Here is an 18,180-nt window from a genome sequence, read left to right as displayed (position 1 = left end):
TGCATTCCCGAGGGGGGAATCCAATGTTGCAGCAACTCAGTGCCCCATCAGGCACTGACGAACCTATGCCCGGCGACCAGTCCGGCCGGTCCGAGGCCGCGAACCTGGTGATCCAGGCCGCGTCCGGCGACCAGGGCGCGTGGAGCCGGTTGGTCGACCACTACGCCCGGCTGGTCTGGGCGGTCACCCGCAGCTTCCGGCTCAGCGACAGCGATGCCGCCGACGTCTCCCAGATGGTCTGGTTGCGGTTGCTCGAGCACATCCACCGGGTCGACCCCGAGCGGGTCGGCGCCTGGCTGGTCGTCACCACCCGCCGGGAGTGCCTGCGGGTGCTGGCGTTCCGCAAGCGGGTGCTGCTGACCTACGAGTCCGCCGCGTTCGAGGGCGTGGCCGGTGACCAGCCGGAGCTGGACGCCGACCTGCTCGCCGACGAGCGGGCCGATGACGTACGGCGGGCTTTGCAGAGCCTCCCGGATCGGTGGCAGCAGCTGATGGGCATGCTGATGGCCGACCCGCCGGCGCCGTACGCCGAGATCTCCGCGACGATCGGGATCCCGATCGGCAGCATCGGCCCGATCCGCGGCCGGTGCCTGGAGAAGCTCCGGATGCTGCTTGCCTCCTGAAGCAGCAGACGGGCCCGGCCCGGCAACTCCCTGCGGATTGCCGGGCCCGGCTTAGCCGGCGGCCGGTTTCGGGCCGCGCGAGTCAGAGCATGACCCACGCGGTTCGGACCGGCCGCTGTGCCGTGCCCGGCCAGCGCAGCAGGAAGCTCACCAGCCGGGCGTTCGTCGGGCCGTCCTCCGAACCTCGGGACTCGACCACCACCGGTCCGGCGGGGGAGACGCGCAGTTCGACGGTCAGGTCGCCGCGGCCCCGGACGTCGACGTCCAGGGTGATGCCGTGGCCTGCGAAGCGCAGCGCCCGTACCTCGTCGCGGCAGCTCTCCGGGGCGTCCACCAGGCTGTCGAAGACCAGGTCGAGGACGTCGAGGTTCCGCTCGTGCCGCCCGAACGCGGCGTAGCCGACCGAGCGGAGCAGTGCGATCTGCTCGCCGGCGGCACGCTCAGGAGGCCCGATCATCGCGCTCAGCGCTCCCCTTGCACCTTGATCACGCTGTCCGGGTCCTGCCCGTACGGCGCGCCCTGCCAGGCCGCCCAGTTCACCCGGTTGCCCTGCTCGTGCACGATGAAGTTCCACGGGCCCGCGTAGGTGTTCTCGTAGAACTTGTTGCCCTGCTTGTAGGTGATGGCATCCTGCACGGTGGCCTTGTGGTACGGCGACCAGGTCGGGAACGTGCCCCAGTTGGAGAACAGGCCGTTGTAGCCGCAGCCGGCCCGGGACGCGCAGGTCTTGCCGATCTTGTCCGGGTCGAGGGAGAACACGTTGTCGTGCACTCGCACGTTCTGCGTCTTCCACCGGCAGTCGCTCAGGTACGGCTCGTTCCGGATGTTGTCCGCGTTGCAGGTCTTGGCGGTGACGACGGCCGGGTTGACCAGGGTGCCGGCGCCGGTGCTGGTGTTGGCCGCCGAGCCGGAGAACCGGTCGGAGTTCTCCCACAGGATCACGCCGGACCAGTTGTCGGTGAACACGTTCCCGGCGATCTCGAAGGTCTGGTTGAACACGCTCTGCACCCGGTTGTCGCTGCCGGACTCGGAGATGTACACCGCGGGGGTCGGGAAGCCCTGGTTCAGCGGGCCCTTGCCGAGGCCGTTGCGGACGAACGAGTTGCCCCGGATACCGGCGTTGTAGCTGGTCTCGTAGACGATGCCCTCGGCCAGGTTGTTCGAGATGTAGTTGCCCTCGATCACGAAGCCGGAGTTGTTGGTGTCCGCCCACAGCCCGGCGCTGAGGTTGTCGTGCACCCAGTTGTTCCGGATGATCGCGCCGGTGACCTCCCAGAACTTGCCGCCGCCGGTGCAGCCGCAGCCGACCTTCAGCTTCTCCCAGTCGTCGGTGTTGTTGCCGGCGATCTCGTTGCCCTCGATGGTGATGCCGTTGACCTTCTCCGGGTGGTAGGCGTTGAACCCGTACTGGCCGTTCTGCTGCAGGCAGTTGCCCTTGACAACGTTGTGGTCGCCGACCATCACCCCGGCGCCGGCGTTCAGCCGGATCGTGTTGGCCTGGATCGTCCAGCGGCCGGACGCGTTGTGGTTGACCACGCCCTCGTCGTTGTTGCTCCGCGGCGCCCCGAAGTTCTGGATGGTCAGGTTCTTCACCGTGACGCCGTTGGCGTACCCGGTGAACGCGTACCGGTTGCGCTTGCGGCCGTCCAGGACCGCGCCGGGTGCGCCGACGTAGGTGTTGCCCTCCTTCGGGATCACCTGGGCGTACGGGCCGTTGCCGAGGATGTGCGTGCCGGCGGTGAGGTAGAACGTCGTGCCGGCCGGGCTCGCCTCGGTGAGCTGGTTGAGGTTCTGGGTCGTGCTGACCACGACTGCGCCGGCCGGGGCCTGGGCCGGTCCCGCCAGCGCGGTGGTGTTGCCGCAGATCTTCGCCGGCGGCGTGGCCGGAGCGGGCGGCGCCGGCTGGTTGTGCGGCGCGGTCGGCGTCGTCGCCGGACTGGCCTGTGCCTCTTCCTGTGCCGGATCACCGCCGGTGACGGCGAGGCCGATCGCCACCAGTGCGGCGACGACGATCAGCGCCGCGGCGCCGAGGATCCGACGGTCGCGGTACCACGCGGTGCTCCGCCCAGGGGCCGGAGGGGGCGGGTCGCGATGCTCCATGACACATCCTTCAGGGGCAGTTGTTCCGGGACTCAGCGGTGCGCCGAGGCCGGGTTGCGGACGGCGAACCGGTAGATCTCGAGCAGTTGCTCGAGGTTGTGCTCTGGCTGGTGCTTCTCCTCGTAGGTCTTGCGGGCGCGGCGGCCGAGCTCCTCGTACCGGTCCGGCGTGGTGTCGACGTCGAGCAGCAGCTTGGCCAGCGCGTCCGGCCGGCCGGGCTCGAACAACATGCCGTCGACCTCGTGCTCGACCAGGTCCGGGAACGATCCGTGACCGGACGCCAGCACCGGTACCCCGACCGCCATCGCCTCGACCACCACGAGCCCGAACGTCTCCTCCCACTCCGACGGCAGGACGACGGCCCGGGACCGGCTGATCAGCTCGAAGACCTCCTGCTTGCTCATCAGGCCGCCCAGCTGGACCGACGGCCGCTCGGCGGCCCAGGCGGTCACCTCGTCCTGCAGCGGCCCACCGCCCGCGACGACGAGTTGGAGGGCGTCGTCCCCGGCGATCGCCCGGTACGCGTCCCAGCCCTTCATCAGCAGCGGAGCACCCTTGGCCGCGTCCAGGCGGCCGACGTAGCTGACCTGCCGATCCCGGGCGCCGCCGAGTGGTCCGTCGTACGGGACCATGTTGTGCTTGACGAACGAGCGGTGCGGGTCGAAGTCCATCCCGTTCATGAGTAGCCGCTGCGACTCGGAGATGAAGACGTACGCCGAGACCAGATTGCGCCACGTCCGTCGATGGCCGCGGGTGTTGAGCACGGTGGTCGCGGTCGCGAGCTTGGAGCCGCGGTAGCAACCGTGCTTCACCCCGGGGAGCGGGTTGCCGCCGGCGCAGTCGTGGCAGACCGCGCCGTCGCGGAAGAAGTCGCCGCTGGCGCAGAGCAGCTTGTAGTTGTGCAGCGTGATCACGACCGGCACGCCCGCGTCGCGGCAGGCGTACAGCACCGACGGGCTGAGCAGCGGGAACGTGTTGTGCACGTGGACGACGTCCGGCCGGAAGCGCTCGAGCTCCGCGGCGAGGTCGCGCTTGCTGGCCGGGTTCCACACCACCCGGGCCGGCAGCGTGGCCTTCTGCCAGGCCGGCCAGTCCTCGATCTCGTCGCTGAACCGCTCGAAGTGCCGGACATCGTGGCCGTGCTCGGCCAGCGCCGCGCTCTCCTGGTCGACCACGCGGTTCTCCCCGCTCGGAGCGGTCGACCGGTACCTGTTGTGCACCAGCAGGATCTTCATCGCGCTCCCTCACGGGTGTTCACGTTGTACACGAGCGACGCCGCCAGCGTCAGTTCGAGCAGGTACGGCGAGGCCTCGCTGAGACCGCTCTCGGTGAAGGACGCGACCACGCAGTAGGCGACCAGGAACAGCGCCAGCGCGCGCTGCGGTCCCTGCGGCCGGAACCACGCGGCGGTCAGCACGAACAGCACGAGCATGATCGTGATCGCCACCCCGACCAGGCCCACGTCGTAGTACGTGCCGAGCCAGTTGCTGTCGATCGGGAGCCCGTTGAACGACTTGTTGGACAGGCCGAACCCGAAGAACGTCTCGAACGTCGACCGTGGCGCGGCCAGGATCGACTCCCAGACCGCCCGCCGCCCGGTCAGCGCGGTCACCTCTTCGGAGTCCTGCCCACGCGCCAGCCAGGTGGTCACCACCGAGCCGAGCGTCAGCGCCCCGACGGTGAAGACGATGACACCGACCGCGAGGAACCGCCGGGCCCGGGTGCGCGCGGTGAACAGGCTCAACCCAGCGATCAGTACGCCGGCCAGCAGCGCGACCAACGCGGTCCTGGTGTGGGTCAGCAGCAGCACCGGGACGGCCACCAGCACGCTGGCCAAGGCGACACTGCGTCTCAGCAGTCCGGAGAACCACAGCACGACCGTCAGACCCGTCGCCACCGCGGCGTAGTGCCCGACCTGGGTCGGCGGGATCGGCCAGATGACTCCGTGCAGCCGCTCCTCGAACATCGCGGTGCCCGGCGATACCAGCAGTCCGAGCACGACCGTGCCGAGGATGCCCCACAACGCCATCAAGTGGGTCCGGACCAGCAGCAGGTCGCGCCGGGTCCACCACGGCGTCAGCAGCCACAGCACCATCGCGAACGTCAGCAGCCGGCCGGCCCGGAACAGCGCGCCGAACAGGAACTCGGCCCGGATGCTGGACAGCAACGCCACGGACGCCAGCAGAAGCAGCAGGAAGATGAAGACGCTGGGCCGGACCCGGACCGGCCGGTTGACCATCAGGACGACCACCAGGGCGCCCACCAGCGCACCCTGGGCGATGAGCTTGCCGATCATGCCCGGGATCGGGAGCAGGTACGGCGCGCCGGCGAAGAACGTCATCACGTTCAGCACCAGCAGCGCCCAGACCAGCTGGACGCGGCGACGCCGGCGAACTTCGGGCGCGCGCACCCGCCGGGTCGGCCGGCGGCCGATCCGGGTCGCCAGTCGTTCGCTGAGTCCGGTCGTCATCGGCCGAACATCTCCACATCCACGGTCCGGGCGGGGGCCGCCTCTGCCTCGGCGACGCCGACGGTCTCGTCGGTGCGGTCCGGCCGCAGTACGACGGCGGTGTCGATCTCGAGCCCGGCCAGCCGCAGCATCTCGCCGGTGGCCTGGATCTTGGCGGTGGTCGACCGGCCGGCGGTCACGACGACCGCGGCGTGCGAGGCCCACGTGCCCAGGTGGTCCGCGCCCAGCTCCGGCGTCAGCGTGGCCAGCGTCAGCACCACGTCGGCGACCTCCCAGGCCGCGTCGAGCGCGATGTCACCGCTGCTCTCCGGCCGGCTGGTCTCGCTCAGCCGCAGGTAGCAACCCTGCGCCGGACCGCCGTCCGGATCGGGCAGGTAGACGTCGATCCGCCGCTGCGGCTCGCTGAACCGCGACTCGCGCGTACCCGGCGCCTTGACGCCGAGCATCATCGCCAGCAGCCGGGTCTCGCTGAGGTCGGCCACCAGGACGTGCTTGCCTTCCTCGGCCAGCGAGACCGCCAGCGCGGCCACGACCAGCGCGGAAGTGCGGACGTCGTCGACGCTCACCACGACGGTGGCCGGCGTGGGCCGTTCACCCCAGAAGATGCGCTGGCCGAAGTGCTGAACCATCAGCCGGACTTCCGGGTTCCGCCGCTGGGACGAACGCAGGTAGCGCGGGAACGGCAGCAACTGCAGGCGGGACGGCCGGGGACTGCTCAGCCGGACCCGCGCGCCGAGGGCGCCGGCGATGTCCTGCCGCTTCCACAGCCGATCGGAGATCAGCGCCCGGACGATCACGAAGGCGATGCCGATGAACAGGCCGGCGAGCAGGCCGGTGCCGGCGTTGATCGCCAGCGTCCGCTTGGCCGACACGGGCACCGGCGCGGCCACGTCGAGGATCCGGCTGCTGTTCATCCGGGAGGCCTGGACCTCCTGGTCCAGCATCTGCTGGCGGACGTACTGCAGCCGGTCCCGGGCAACCCCGAGCCGGATCATCTGCGTGCTGTTCGGTCGGTCCGGTTCGTCCGGGTTGTCGCCGGCCGCCCGGACGGCCGCCTCGGCCACCGAGACCGCCGAGGTCGCAGCGGTCAGGTCGCGGCCCAATGGCACGTCCTGCAGCGCGATCTGCTCCTTGCGGAAGATCAGGAACACCTGGGCGATGACGGTCGCCTGCCTGGTGGCCTCGTCGGTCGTCTTGGCCTGGACGGCGACCTCGAGCACCCGGTCGGTCTTCGGGGTCGCGGTGTACCGCTTCAGCAGGTCGTCCGGCGTCTCCGGCAGCTTGAGCAGGTCGATCACCCGCTGCGCGACTGTGTGCGTGGTCGCCAGGCTGACGTCCGTCGCCATCGCCTTGGCCGGGTCCTCGCCGTCCTTGTGCGTCAGCACCAGGCGGGTCGAGGACACGTGCGGCTGCGGCAGGACGAACGTCGACGCCAGGCCGCCCAGCAGGCCGACGGCGGCCAGGATCAGCCAGATCCGCAGGTGCCGGCGCAGGGCGTCGCGCAGGAAGCGGAAGGTGACCAGGCTGTCCGGCGGGTAGGCGTTGGTCGGCTCGGTCGCGAACAGGCCGTCGTCGTCGGTCCAGCCGGGATCGGTGGCGACGGGCTGGTTGTAGGGCTGGTTGCTCACTTGGTCCTCCTCGCGGTGGTGCCGGTGAGGAGAGTGGGCAGTCGCGAGCCGGAGCGGCGGACGGACTGCGAGACGCGGCCGATGGTGCGGTCGGACGGGTCGGGATCGGTGACGACCAGGCCGTCGATGATGCGGTCGTCGGCCGCGGCCGCGACCGCCAGTCGGGCGAGCTCCTCGGCCGTGACCGTGCCCGCCGACAGCGCGACGATCGTGCGCGTCGTCCGGGTGGTGCCGGCCAGGTGCGGGGCGTCCTTGTCGACCACAACCAGGTGGATGTCCAGGGCAACCTCCCCGGCCGGCTCCTGGTGCGTGTCGACCACGATCGAAGTGGTGATGCCGATCGAGGTCGCCAGCGCGGCCAGTTGCGGGCCGAGCGGGAGCGCCTTGTCGTCGCCGGCGAACGAGATGACCGTCAGCGACTGCTGGGTGCCGCCCTTCAGATCCAGGTTCAGGTGGTGCAGCGTCTTGCGCAGGCTCCACGCCTCGACCGAGGTCGGCGAGTAGTGCTCCAGCAGATAGGTCCAGTCGGACACGTCAGTCGCCCGGTACGACGAGACGGACGCCAGCACCGGCAGTCCGACCGCGTCGGCGATCTCGTCGCGCAACCGCAGCCGGCGGTCACCGCGCACCTTGGCCAGTACTCCGATCGAGCCTGCGACGGCGCCGATCAGCGCGCCGAGCAGTCCCCAGATCCCCAGATGGACCGCGAGGTTGCCACCTCTCGCGGTTGTCGCCTGCTCCAGCACCCGAGCCCCCGTTTTCTTTCCCAGGTCGCCGGGCAGCACCTGGTCGGTGGTGATGAAGACCAGGTAGACCTCGGAGACCGCGTTCGCCAGCCGCATCGACTGCGCGGCCGTCTCGCCCTTGGCGTCGATCTTGATGACGTCGTCGGTCAACGCCGTCACCTTCACCCGTTCCCGCACCACCTTGGTGGACAGCGCCGGGCTCAGGTTCTGGCCGGCGCTCTTCAGCACCGGCTCGCTCCCGGCGATGAACACCTGGGTCTCGATGCTCTGCGTGCCCTCGGCCTTCTGCGGGTCCGCAGCGGGCGGTGGCGGCAGCACGACGAGCGAGGTGGCAGTGTGCAACGGCGGCACCAGCAGGCCGTAGCCCAGCCCGCCGAGCAGGCCGACCGCTGCCACGGCGGCGACGATGAGTCGGTGCCGCCGGATGGCACGCCAGGACTTCTTGACGTCGAGCTGCTGTGAACTCACAGGCCCCGCCCCTCCAGTCGAACGTCACGAACGGTTCGAGTAATAGAGGGACCGAAACCGGGGGTGATACAGCAAGACTCCGGTCAGGACCGGAACTGGAAGCTGCTGACCGCGGGGGAGTCCGGTCCGAGTACGCCGGAGCCGACCAGGGTGGTGATCGGCACCTTGCGGCCGAAGCGCGGTGAGTACCAGCCGAGCAACGGATCGTCGCCACCGCAGTGGGCGGTCCAGCTCAACCCGGCCGGCAACTCGGCGACCGCGGATCCGTTCGGCCACTTCAGCCGCCCGGTCGCGCCGTCGAGGTCGACCGTCACCTCCGGCCCGAGATGCCAGGCGATCCGTACGTCGGCCGAGCCGTCCAGCTGATCCTCGACCCGCAGCACGCCCGCATCCAGTACGGCGGTCCGCCGATGCGTGATCGGGGTGTCGCCGGACCGGTAGCCGTCGTGCTCGGCATCCCAGGTCACCACGTCGCCGTCGGCGGCGTACCGCCGTACCCGGCCTGTTGCGCCGCGCAGCCAGAGGAACGGGCCGCCCCAGACGGACTGCTCGGCGCCGGCGACCTCGACGGTGTTGTGGGCGATCGTGGAGCGGAAGTAGTTCCGCCACTCCTCCTCGCCGTGGTAGCAGTAGGTCCCCGGGTCGGCCAGGATGTCGACGCCGCCCACCCGGACCTCGAGCGAGAGCGCGTCGCAGTGCGCGTGCGCGGCGATGGACAGGAATCCGTGCGGCCCCGCGTCACCGCGGCACCAGATCTCGGGACCCTCGTCTCGACTGCGCAGGATCGTGATCCCGGCGTCGGCGAAGTGGTCCGGGCGCTGAGCCGGCCGATGCGGCTGCGCGCCGTTGACCAGACTCCCAGCCAGTACGGCGGCCGCCGTCTGCGGACTGTCCGGCCACCACTCGGCGCGCCCGACGACCGCGGCACCGAGAGAGAGGAACGCCGACCAGCTGTGGACGTTGGGCGGATCGAGGACGAGCACCATGCCCTCGTCGTCGTCGCCCTGACGCGGCGGGCGCAGCGTGTTGTCGACGATCGCCGCGGCCACGTCGACGGTCCGGGTCAGCAGCGCCCAGGTCTGCCCGCTCAGCGGATGACCGGCCTTGTCCGCCTCCACAGCGGCGTACAGGCCGAGCTCGGAGACGAAGCGGTGGTAGTCGGTCGCGAGCTCGCGGTTGACGCCGGACGGGAACGTGTTGGCGTCCAGCTCGCGCTCCAGCAGTTCGGCCGCGTTCGTGCGCCACTTGTCGCTGGGGGTGAACCAGGGGAAGGCACAGGCGCCGACCAGCTGGCCGGCGGCCTCGGCGATCACGTGGTTGTTCGCCGACGAGCCGCGGCTCTCGAAGGCGGCGAGGTAGCGCTGGTGCCAGTACAGCTGCCGCAACGCCAGCTCGTTGTGCTCGAACAGGTCGGTGACGTCGGGCCAGTCGTCGAGCAGCCGCCGGATCCAGGCCCAGCTGATCAGCCGGATCCCGATCTCGATCCCGCTGGCCCAGTGCACCCCGGACAGGAACGGGTTCGACCGCCACCAGTCGTTCAGGTGGTCGGCGACGCGGTCGGCGTACGTGTCGTCGTGGGTCAGGTACCAGGCCGCGGCGAGCTGGGTCAGGTGGTGGTGCCGGGACAACTCCCAGACCTGCTTGATGTTCCCGACCAGGTCCTCGTTGCGGTGGTTGAGCTTGAACGTGTACTCCGCCGGGTCCGACCGGCGGCCGGTGGTCGGGTCGCGGAACCAGTCCGGCGCCTTCAGGTCGGTCCGGTCGACGCCGAGCACCTCGAGCTTGCCGGCCAGGATCGCGTCGGCGGTCTCGATGATCGCCGTACGCGCCTCGTCGGGTACGCCGTCGGCGGCGTGTGGCGGCAGCACCGCCGGGAACGTCAGCTCCCGGCACAGTGGCAGTTGGATGTCGGCGTCCTGCCCGGGCCGGACCTGCTGGTAAGCCCAGGCAGTACGCCGTACGTGGTCACGCGTTCGCCAGGCCAGCTCGGTGGGGGACATCCGGCGCAGGCGGCGGACGTACCAACCCAAGGGCTGGCGGCTCATATGGTTCCCTGACCGGGGCGGTGGGATGGGGGCAGAATTTGCTCAGCTTTGCCGCTGGCGAGGCTGCGGTCGACGGCGATGGTCGCGCGGGTGGTGGCGACCAGCGAGTCGAACGGGATCGGCATCGGTCCACCGGACTTCACCGCCTGGACGAAGCGTTCCAGCTCGACTCGCTGGCCCTTGTCGGTGCCGCGAGCCTTGCGGGTCGACGGCTTCCGGCCCGCCCACACCGACGCGCTCTGGAAGTTGTCCAGTCGGCCGTTGCGGCCGCCACCGGTGATGTCCAGCGTCTCCTTCGGGAACCGCGAGTTGCCGCCGCCGACATAGCTGATCGTGGCGGCCGACCCGTTCGCGAACCGCAGGCTGACGATGACGTCGCCGGCGTCCGGTCCGGGTACGGCGTACACCTCGGTGGGCGGGCTGTCGAGCCACCAGCTCACCGTGTCGATGAAGTGGCCGCCCTCGCCGCCGAACCGGCTGCCTTCCTTGTCCTGGTCCAGGTACCAGCTGGACGGGTCCAGCCGGCCGGCGTTCACCAGGTAGCGCAGGGAGGAGCCGCCGCCGGGGGTGCCGAAGCGCTCCCGCAGGTCGGTCAGCAGCGGCGCGAACCGGCGGTTGAACCCGACCATCAGGCGGTCGTTGCCGGTCTGCTCGACGGTCGCGACGATCCGGTCCAGGTCCTCGTCGTTCAACGCGAGCGGCTTCTCGACGAACACGGCCTTGCCGGTCTCGAGTGCCTTGCACGCGAGGTCCGCGTGCGTGCTGTGCCGGGTCACCACGAAGATCGCGTCCAGCGACTCGTCGTCCAGCACTGCTTGGGCATCCGTCGAGATCTGCTCGAACCCGAACCGGCGCTGGGCGTTCGCGGCCGACAACGACTTGTTGGTCGCGACGTGCGCGAGCGCAACATCCTCGTTCTTGTGCAGGTGCGGGAGAAGCATGGAAGACGCGTAATTGCCGGCACCCACAAACCCCAACCGGGCTGCGCCGGCGTGAGCCGGCTTGCCGGCCGGCTCCCGCCGGCGCGTTGTGGTCGAGGCGGCGACACCCTGGCCGGTGGTCGAGGCGCCGGGGCCGCGGGTGGCGGCGGGCTCGCCCTCGCCTTGCGGCTCGGGCTTCGGGTATTCGAACAAGAAGCCGACGCCCTGGAAGGCGCCGGAGGAGAGCTGTTGGTAGACCTCGGTGGCGTCGGCGATGGGGAAGACCCTGGCTACCAGGGAGCCTACGTCGATCTGTTCGCGGGCGATCAGGTCGATGAAGCACTCGAGGTTGCGGCGTTCGGTCCACCGGACGTAGCCGGCGGGGTAGTCGATGCCTTCGAGCTCGTAGCGGTCGTCGTACCGGCCGGGGCCGTAGGAGCGGGAGAAGCGGACGTCGAGCTCTTTGTCGTAGTAGGCGTTCCACGGCAGGTCGAGCTTGGTCTTGCCGATGTCGACCACCCGGGCGCGGTCGCGGGCCAGCCGGGCCGCAGTCTCGACCGGGCCGTTGGTGTGACCGCCGGCGGCGAGCAGGATGTGGTCCGCCCCGAGCCCGTTCGACGCCTCCAGCAACGACCGCTCGAGTACGGCGATCCCCGCCTCGTCCGCCGACGAGCAGTGCAGCGCGCCGGCCTTCTCCGCCATCCGGCACCGGTCCTCGACGGTGTCGATGCCGAACACGCGGACGCCTGCCGCGACCAGCAGCCGCACCACGAGCTGTCCGACCAGGCCGAGCCCGATCACGACCGCGGTGTCGCCGAGCTGCACCTCAGACTGCCGGACGCCGTGCATCGCGATCGCGCCGACGGTCGAGAACGCGGCCTGCTCCGGCGGCACCCCGTCCGGCACCGGAACGCACAGGTTGACCGGTACCCAGTTGTACTCGGCGTGCAGCGCGAACTCGTTGCCCGCGGCAGCGACCAGCTGGCCGACGCTGAATTCCTCGGCCCCGGCGCCCACCTCGACCACGACACCGCACAGTGAGTAGCCCAGCGGCGTGTAGGAGTCGAGCTTGTTCATCACCTTCTTGTAGGTGTTGAGCGCACCCTGCTGAGCGACGGAGTCCAGCACCTTCTTCACCTGGTCCGGCCGGGCCCGCGCCTTGCCGAGCATCGACAGCTTGGCCTCGCCGACCTTCATCAGCTCGGTGCCGGTAGAGATCAGCGAGTACAGCGAGCGGACCAGCACGCCGCCGGGCGCACAGGTGGGCGGCGGCACGTCGAGCACCGCCAGCTCGCCGGACTTGTAGTTCTGTGCAACCTGTTTCATCGGATGGGTCGCGGGGGCTCCCGTCACTCAAGACGGGAGGAACCGCGACGCCCTCCCCTCGAAGATCGGGGACTGTCGGTCCCTGCTGATTGGGTGGTTGGCATGTCTCGGTTCCGGATGTACCCGACGCCCGCGCAGCAGGCTGCATTGCTGGAGCAGTGCCGGCATGCCCGGTACATGTGGAACCTGGCGCTCGAGCAATGGTCGATGTGGACTCGCGACAAAGGCCCGGTGCCGGGTTTTGCCGAGCAGTGTCGGCAGCTGACCGAAGGGCGAGCTGAATTCGCGTGGCTGCGCGCCGGGTCGCAGATCGTGCAACAGCAGGCGCTGCGGGACTTCGACCAGGCCGCCAAGAGCTTCTACGCCGGAACGCACCGAAGACCGACCTGGCGCAAAGCCGGGCGGCACGAAGGGTTCCGCATCGTCGGCCCCAGGGCTTCCCGGGTCGTCAAGCTGAACCGCAAGTGGGCACGGGTGTTGGTGCCCAAGGTCGGCTGGGTACGGTTCCGGCTCTCGCGCGCCGTTCCCGCCGCCAAGTCCTACCGCGTCACCCGCGACCCGGCGGGACGCTGGCATCTCGCCTTCGCCGCGATCCCACCGCCGATCCCCGCACCGGGCACGGGCGAAGAGGTCGGCGTCGACCGCAGCATCACAGTCTCGGCCGCCCTCTCCACCGGCGAACGCCTGACCTGCCCTGGCCTGTCGAAACGTGAAGCCGAACGGCTGAAGCGTCTGCAACGTCGGCTGTCGCGGTGCTGTCGCGGCTCCAACCGGCGTCACCGAGTGAAGGCTGCGATCGCCAAGCTGTACGCCCGTGCCGGCGACCGGCGGAAGGACTGGGTGGAGAAGACCAGCACCGACCTCGCGACGAGGTTCGATGTCATCCGGGTGGAGGACTTGCGCATCGCTCAGCTGACCAGGCGGCCCAAGCCCAAGCCCGACCCCGACCGACGAGGTGGGTACCTGCCGAATCGTCGCCGGGCCAAGGCCGGGCTCAATCGGGGCGTCCTGGCCAACGGCTGGGGCAGCCTGGTGGCCCGGCTGGAGGACAAGGCGCCGGGCCGGGTCGAGAAAGTAGACCCTGCGTACACGTCGCAGACCTGCAGCGTCTGCGGGCACCGTGCGTCGGAGAACCGCGAGAACAAAGCGGTCTTCCGATGCACGGCCTGCGGACATCGGGCGAATGCCGACGTGAACGCCGCTGTCAACATCGCGGCCGGACGGGCCGTCAGCGCACGCCGAGAGACGCCCGTACGGGTCTCGCCGAAGCGTGAACCTCAACACGCTACCTCCGCGTAGTTTGTGAAATCCCCGACCTTCAGGATGGGGAGGACGTCAAGCCCAGGGAGCGCATGTTTCGCATCCAGGTCTCGAGCGTCAGCAGCTGCCAGATCTGCTTGGAGTAGTCCTGCCGCCCGGCCCGCTCGTCGTCGACCAGGCGCTGTACGGCGGCCTGCTGCAGGAAACCGCTGCCGACCAGCTCACCGCGCAGCAGCACGTCGTCCACCAGTTCGCGCAGGTCGTTGCGGACCCAGGCCCGCAGCGGCGCGCTGAACGACGCCTTCGGCCGGTAGATGATCTCCTTCGGCAGCCAGGCCTCGGCGGCCTTCTTCAGCGCGAGCTTGCCCTGGCGCCGGTGGATCTTCTCGCGGCCCGGGATGGAGAACGCGGCCCGCGCGACGATCGGGTCCACGAACGGCGTCCGGACCTCGGTCGACGCGGCCATGCTGGACCGGTCGGTGTAGGCCAGGTTCAGGCCGGGCAGGAACATCCGCGCGTCGGCCAGGCACATCCGGTTGACGTGGTCGTCGAGCGTGGTGTCGTGGTAGATGTCGCTGTGCTCGGAGATCAGCTTCCCGACGTACGGCTCCAGGTCCGGGCTGAGCAGGCAGGCCAGCTCGTCGGCGTCGTACATCGTGTAGCTGCGCCGGAACGCGGCCTCCTCGGGCAGGTCGGCGAAGGTCAGGAACCGCTTCGCCCACCGCGCGTACCGCAGGCCGCGCCCGTTCGCGGTGACCGGCAGCCGCCGGACGGCGGGACCGACGAGACCGTTGCGCAGCACGCCCGGGAGTCGCTGGTACTGCGCTCCCATCACGCAGGCGAGGTGTTTGCGGTAGCCGCCGAACAGCTCGTCGGCGCCCATGCCGGACAGCAGCACCTTGACCCCGGCGTCGCGGGCGGCGTCGCACATCAACAGCGTGTTGATCGCGGCCGGGTCGCCGATCGGCTCGTCGAGCACGTCGACGATCCGGGGGAGCAGGTTCACCACGTCGGGCGCGATCTCGATCTCGTGCAGGTCGATGCCGAACTGCTGGGCCACCTTGCGGGCGTAGATCGCGTCGTCGGGCATCGCCTCGAGCCGCTGGTCCTGAGCCCGGAAGGTGATCGTGTACGAGTCGATGCCGGGGTCGAGCCGCTTGGCCAGCACCGTGACCAGGCTGGAGTCGAGCCCGCCGCTGAGGAACGTCGACACCCCGACGTCGGCGACCAGGTGCGCGGCGACCGATTCCTCGATGACCGTGCGCAGGTCGGCGCGCGGACCGGCGGCCGCCTCGGTGGCGACGTCGGTCACCCGCCAGTACGTCTCGTGCCGGCTGCTCCCGTCCGGCCGGAACTCCGACCACGAACCCGGCGGCAGCTTCTCCACGCCGTCGATCGCGCAGCGCTGCTCGGGCAGCCAGTAGTACAGCATCGAGGAGATCAGCGCGCCGGGATCGGTGCGCAGCTCCGGCCCGATCGCGGCGACCAGGGCCTTCAGCTCGGACGCGAAGATGACGCCGCCGTGCCGGCGCAGGAAGTACAGCGGCTTGATGCCGAGCGGGTCGCGGGCCAGGAACAGGCTGCCGCTGTCCTCGTCGAGCATCGCGAACGCGAACATGCCGCGAAACCGCGACAGCGCCGCCGGACCCCAGCGGCGCCAGGCCTCCAGCACCACCTCGGTGTCGGAGTGCGTCCGGAATGTCACCCCGGCCCGGACCAGCTCGGCGCGCAGCTCCTTGTAGTTGTAGAGCTCGCCGTTGTAGCTGATCGTCAGGCCGCGCTTGGTGAACGGCTGGTCGGCCCCCGAGGACAGGTCGATGATCGACAGCCGGCGGTGCGCGAGGTACGCCCGGATGTCACCGTCCTCGAACCGGTACACGCCGTCGGCGTCCGGACCGCGGTGCGCGATCCGGTCGTTCATGGTCTGCGCGAGGGCGAGACCGTCGTGCTGCTGGTAGCAGCCGGCGATGCCGCACATCAGGACCCCGCAGCCTTCGGGAACTCGCCGACGGCACTCGGGTGGCCGGTGAGCCGGTCGTACACCTCGAGGTAGGCCTTCTGCTGGTGCTTCCAGGCGAGCACTTGCTCGACCCGCTCGCGACCCAACCGGGCCATCCGGCGGCGCCGTACCTCGTCGTCGAGCAGGTCGACGATCGCCTGGCCGTACTTCGTCACGTCGTTCGGCTCGACGTACACCGCGGCGTCGGCGGCCGAGACCTTGGTCTCGATCAGGTCGAAGGCGACGACCGGCAGCTCGAACGCCATGTACTCCATCGTCTTGTTCATCGTCGAGACGTCGTTGAGCGGATTCTTCGGGTCCGGCGACAGGCCGAGGTCGGCGGTCGACATCACCGCGCGGACCGTCTCGTCCGGCACCCGGCCGGTGAACTCGACATGGTCCTGCAGACCCAGCTGGTCGCGCAGCGCGACCACGTCGTCGAACGCGTCGCCGCCGCCCATCAGCGTGAACGCGATGTCGGTCCGTCCGAGCTTGTTGACCACCACATCGGCGGCCCGGACGACGATGTCGACGCCGTCCTGCGGGCCCATCACGCCGATGTAGGTGACCAGGTACCGGTGCCCGCGGCGCACCGACTCGTCCGGTGCGCCGCGGCGCAACCGCTCCGGATCGGGACCGGTCCGCACGACGGTCACGTCGTGGTTGGCCTTGCCGCTCCGGGTGATCGCGATGTGCCGGTAGGAGTCGTTGGTCGACGTGACGTGGTCCGCCGTCCGGTGCGTGCGCCGCTCCAGCCAGCGCAGGCCCTTGTACGCCGGGCTCGTCGTACCGCCGAACCGGGACTGGAACAGCTCCGGGCACAGGTCGTGGTGGTCGAAGACGAACTTGGTCCGGTCCAGGCGGCGCAGCAGGATCGCGATCGGCCAGAAGATGTCCGGCGGGTTGCACGCCTGCAGCACCTGGAACTTGCCGGCCTTCCGTGCCCGCAGCACCAGCAGCAGCGTCATCAGGAACGAGTAGGCGTACTCCGCCACGAAACTGAGCTTGCTGCCACCGGGCGCGTACGCCTTGTACTTGTGCACGGTGACGCCCTCGAGGACCTGGTACGACGGATCACCCGGGCCCTTGGGGCAGACCACGGTCACGTCGTACCCGGACGCCGTCAGGGCCTTGCACTCCAGCCAGACCCGGCGGTCGAACGGCACCCACAGGTTCTGGATGATGATCAGGACGCGCGGACCGCTCACCAGCCCACTCCTTCGTATCCGGACAGCGCCTCGACCTCGGCGCCCAGCCGGCCGCTCAGGTCGATGGTCCGGGCCGGGGGCGTGGTCAGCAGCGCGCTGATCGCCGCGTGGTCGGTGGCCGAGACCAGCGCCACGTCGGCGTCGCGCAGCGCCTCGACCGGGTCGGCGGTGAGCACCCGCTGCAGGTGCGGCAGCTTCGACCTCACGTGCCGCAGGTTGGCGCCGACCAGCCGGCTCGGGTTCACGATCGCGTCGTAGATCCGCAGGTTGTAGCCCTTGCCGATCAGCCGTTCGGCCAGCTCGACGCTCGGGCTCTCGCGCAGGTCGTCGGTCGCGGTCTTGAAGCTCAGGCCGAGCAGCGCGACCTCCCGGCCCGGTCCGGCCACCACCCGGTCCACGACGTCGCGGACGGTCAGCTCGTTGGTCGCGAGCGTGCCGGCCAGCAGCGGCAGGTCGGTGTCGTTGACCCGGGCCAGGTGCAGCACCGAGCGCAGGTCCTTCGGCAGGCACGAGCCGCCGAACGCGAACCCGGGGCGCAGGTAGTACGGCGAGATGTTGAGGCTGGTGTCCTGCACGAAGAGCCGCATGACCTCCCGCGAGTCCACGCCGTAGTACCGAAAGATCCGGCCCATCTCGTTCGCGAACGAGACCTTGGTGGCGTGGAACGCGTTGCAGGCGTACTTGAGCGCCTCGGCGGTCCGGACGTCGACCACCTGCACCTCGGCGGGGAGGAAGCCGAAGAGGTCGGTCAGAGCGGTACCGACCCGAGGGTTCCGGGTGCCGACCACGACGAACGGCGGGTCGTAGAAGTCCGCCAGCCCGGACCCCTCCCGCAGGAACTCCGGGCACATCGCCGTACCGAAGGTGAAGTCGTCGGAGCCGGGCACCTCGGCCAGCACCTGCTCGACGACCTCGTCGACGGTGCCCGGCGGAACGGTGCTGCGGACAACGATGCTGTGGAAGCCCGACGCCGGCGGCGCGACCACGCCGGCCGCCTCCGCGATGTCGCGGACCGCGCGCCGGATATAGGTGAGGTCGGTGCTGCCGGCCGGTGTCGACGGCGTCCCCACGCAGATCAGGGAGACGTCCGCTCCGTCCAGCGCCAGTCGCGGGTCGGTGGTCGCGTGCAGTCTGCCCGCGGTGACGCCCGCCGCGACGAGCTCGTCCAGGCCGGGTTCGACCACCGGGCTGTGTCCCTCGGTGATCGGTCCGACCTTGGCAGTGTCGACGTCGACCCCCCAGACGTCGTGGCCGGCAGCAGCCAGGCAGGCCGCCGTCACCGACCCCACGTAGCCCAAGCCGAATACGGCAACCTTCATAACGCCCCCCAATTGAGCGTGTCCCTGCGATTGAACTTGGCCCCTTGCTGGTCTCAGCCCTCTATGGA

The 18,180-nt window shown here is 70.0% G+C and carries 13 protein-coding genes; 2 read left to right on the top strand and 11 right to left on the bottom strand.

Annotated features, from left to right (window positions below):
- Window positions 1-65: 65 nt before the first annotated feature.
- Window positions 66-623, top strand: a complete 558-nt coding sequence (locus ACIBGM_RS39035) for a sigma-70 family RNA polymerase sigma factor (RefSeq protein ID WP_360535228.1) — start codon at window positions 66-68, stop codon at window positions 621-623.
- A gap of 82 nt (window positions 624-705) precedes the next feature.
- Here the strand turns inward: ACIBGM_RS39035 and ACIBGM_RS39030 are convergent, their stop codons facing one another.
- The 8 genes from ACIBGM_RS39030 to ACIBGM_RS38995 form a co-directional block, all read right to left on the bottom strand.
- Window positions 706-1,080, bottom strand: coding sequence for a hypothetical protein (locus tag ACIBGM_RS39030; protein WP_360535226.1), 375 nt, complete (start codon window positions 1,078-1,080; stop codon window positions 706-708).
- A 5-nt stretch (window positions 1,081-1,085) separates the two neighbouring features.
- Window positions 1,086-2,723, bottom strand: a complete 1,638-nt coding sequence (locus tag ACIBGM_RS39025) for a right-handed parallel beta-helix repeat-containing protein (RefSeq protein ID WP_360535224.1) — start codon at window positions 2,721-2,723, stop codon at window positions 1,086-1,088.
- Window positions 2,724-2,755: 32 nt separating this feature from the next.
- Window positions 2,756-3,958 (bottom strand): glycosyltransferase, encoded by a 1,203-nt coding sequence (locus tag ACIBGM_RS39020; protein WP_396388409.1) that lies wholly within the window; start codon window positions 3,956-3,958, stop codon window positions 2,756-2,758.
- Window positions 3,955-5,193, bottom strand: a complete 1,239-nt coding sequence (locus ACIBGM_RS39015) for a hypothetical protein (protein WP_360535220.1) — start codon at window positions 5,191-5,193, stop codon at window positions 3,955-3,957. Before ACIBGM_RS39015 ends, ACIBGM_RS39020 begins: the two co-directional genes overlap by 4 nt.
- Window positions 5,190-6,821: a hypothetical protein gene (locus tag ACIBGM_RS39010; RefSeq protein ID WP_360535218.1), complete on the bottom strand. Its 1,632-nt coding sequence runs from the start codon at window positions 6,819-6,821 to the stop codon at window positions 5,190-5,192. Before ACIBGM_RS39010 ends, ACIBGM_RS39015 begins: the two co-directional genes overlap by 4 nt.
- Entirely contained in the window at window positions 6,818-8,035 is a 1,218-nt protein-coding gene (locus ACIBGM_RS39005) for a Wzz/FepE/Etk N-terminal domain-containing protein (protein WP_360535216.1), read from the bottom strand. The genes ACIBGM_RS39010 and ACIBGM_RS39005 overlap by 4 nt, the downstream gene beginning before the upstream one ends.
- 83 nt (window positions 8,036-8,118) lie before the next feature.
- A complete protein-coding gene (locus ACIBGM_RS39000; RefSeq protein ID WP_360535214.1) occupies window positions 8,119-10,080 on the bottom strand; it encodes an alginate lyase family protein in 1,962 nt (653 codons plus the stop codon).
- The gene (locus ACIBGM_RS38995; RefSeq protein ID WP_396388408.1) at window positions 10,077-12,326 is read right to left on the bottom strand and encodes a bi-domain-containing oxidoreductase; all 2,250 of its coding nucleotides are present in this window, start codon (window positions 12,324-12,326) and stop codon (window positions 10,077-10,079) included. The genes ACIBGM_RS39000 and ACIBGM_RS38995 overlap by 4 nt, the downstream gene beginning before the upstream one ends.
- 102 nt (window positions 12,327-12,428) lie before the next feature.
- On the opposite strand from ACIBGM_RS38995, the gene ACIBGM_RS38990 reads away from it, so the two are divergent.
- Window positions 12,429-13,625 (top strand): RNA-guided endonuclease InsQ/TnpB family protein, encoded by a 1,197-nt coding sequence (locus tag ACIBGM_RS38990; protein WP_396388407.1) that lies wholly within the window; start codon window positions 12,429-12,431, stop codon window positions 13,623-13,625.
- A 19-nt stretch (window positions 13,626-13,644) separates the two neighbouring features.
- Here the strand turns inward: ACIBGM_RS38990 and asnB are convergent, their stop codons facing one another.
- From asnB to ACIBGM_RS38975, 3 genes are read right to left on the bottom strand one after another with little or no spacing between them, the layout of a single operon-like run.
- A complete protein-coding gene (asnB, locus tag ACIBGM_RS38985; protein WP_360535207.1) occupies window positions 13,645-15,564 on the bottom strand; it encodes an asparagine synthase (glutamine-hydrolyzing) in 1,920 nt (639 codons plus the stop codon).
- Window positions 15,564-16,793 (bottom strand): glycosyltransferase family 4 protein, encoded by a 1,230-nt coding sequence (locus ACIBGM_RS38980; RefSeq protein ID WP_396388406.1) that lies wholly within the window; start codon window positions 16,791-16,793, stop codon window positions 15,564-15,566. The genes asnB and ACIBGM_RS38980 overlap by 1 nt, the downstream gene beginning before the upstream one ends.
- Window positions 16,790-18,112, bottom strand: a complete 1,323-nt coding sequence (locus ACIBGM_RS38975) for a nucleotide sugar dehydrogenase (RefSeq protein WP_360535203.1) — start codon at window positions 18,110-18,112, stop codon at window positions 16,790-16,792. Before ACIBGM_RS38975 ends, ACIBGM_RS38980 begins: the two co-directional genes overlap by 4 nt.
- Between the last annotated feature and the right edge of the window lie 68 nt (window positions 18,113-18,180).

The organism is Kribbella sp. NPDC050470 (genome assembly GCF_044458365.1).
Classification (GTDB): Bacteria; Actinomycetota; Actinomycetes; order Propionibacteriales; family Kribbellaceae; genus Kribbella.
Note: the sequence above shows the minus strand (reverse complement) of the source record. Positions and strands in the feature narration are given on the sequence as shown.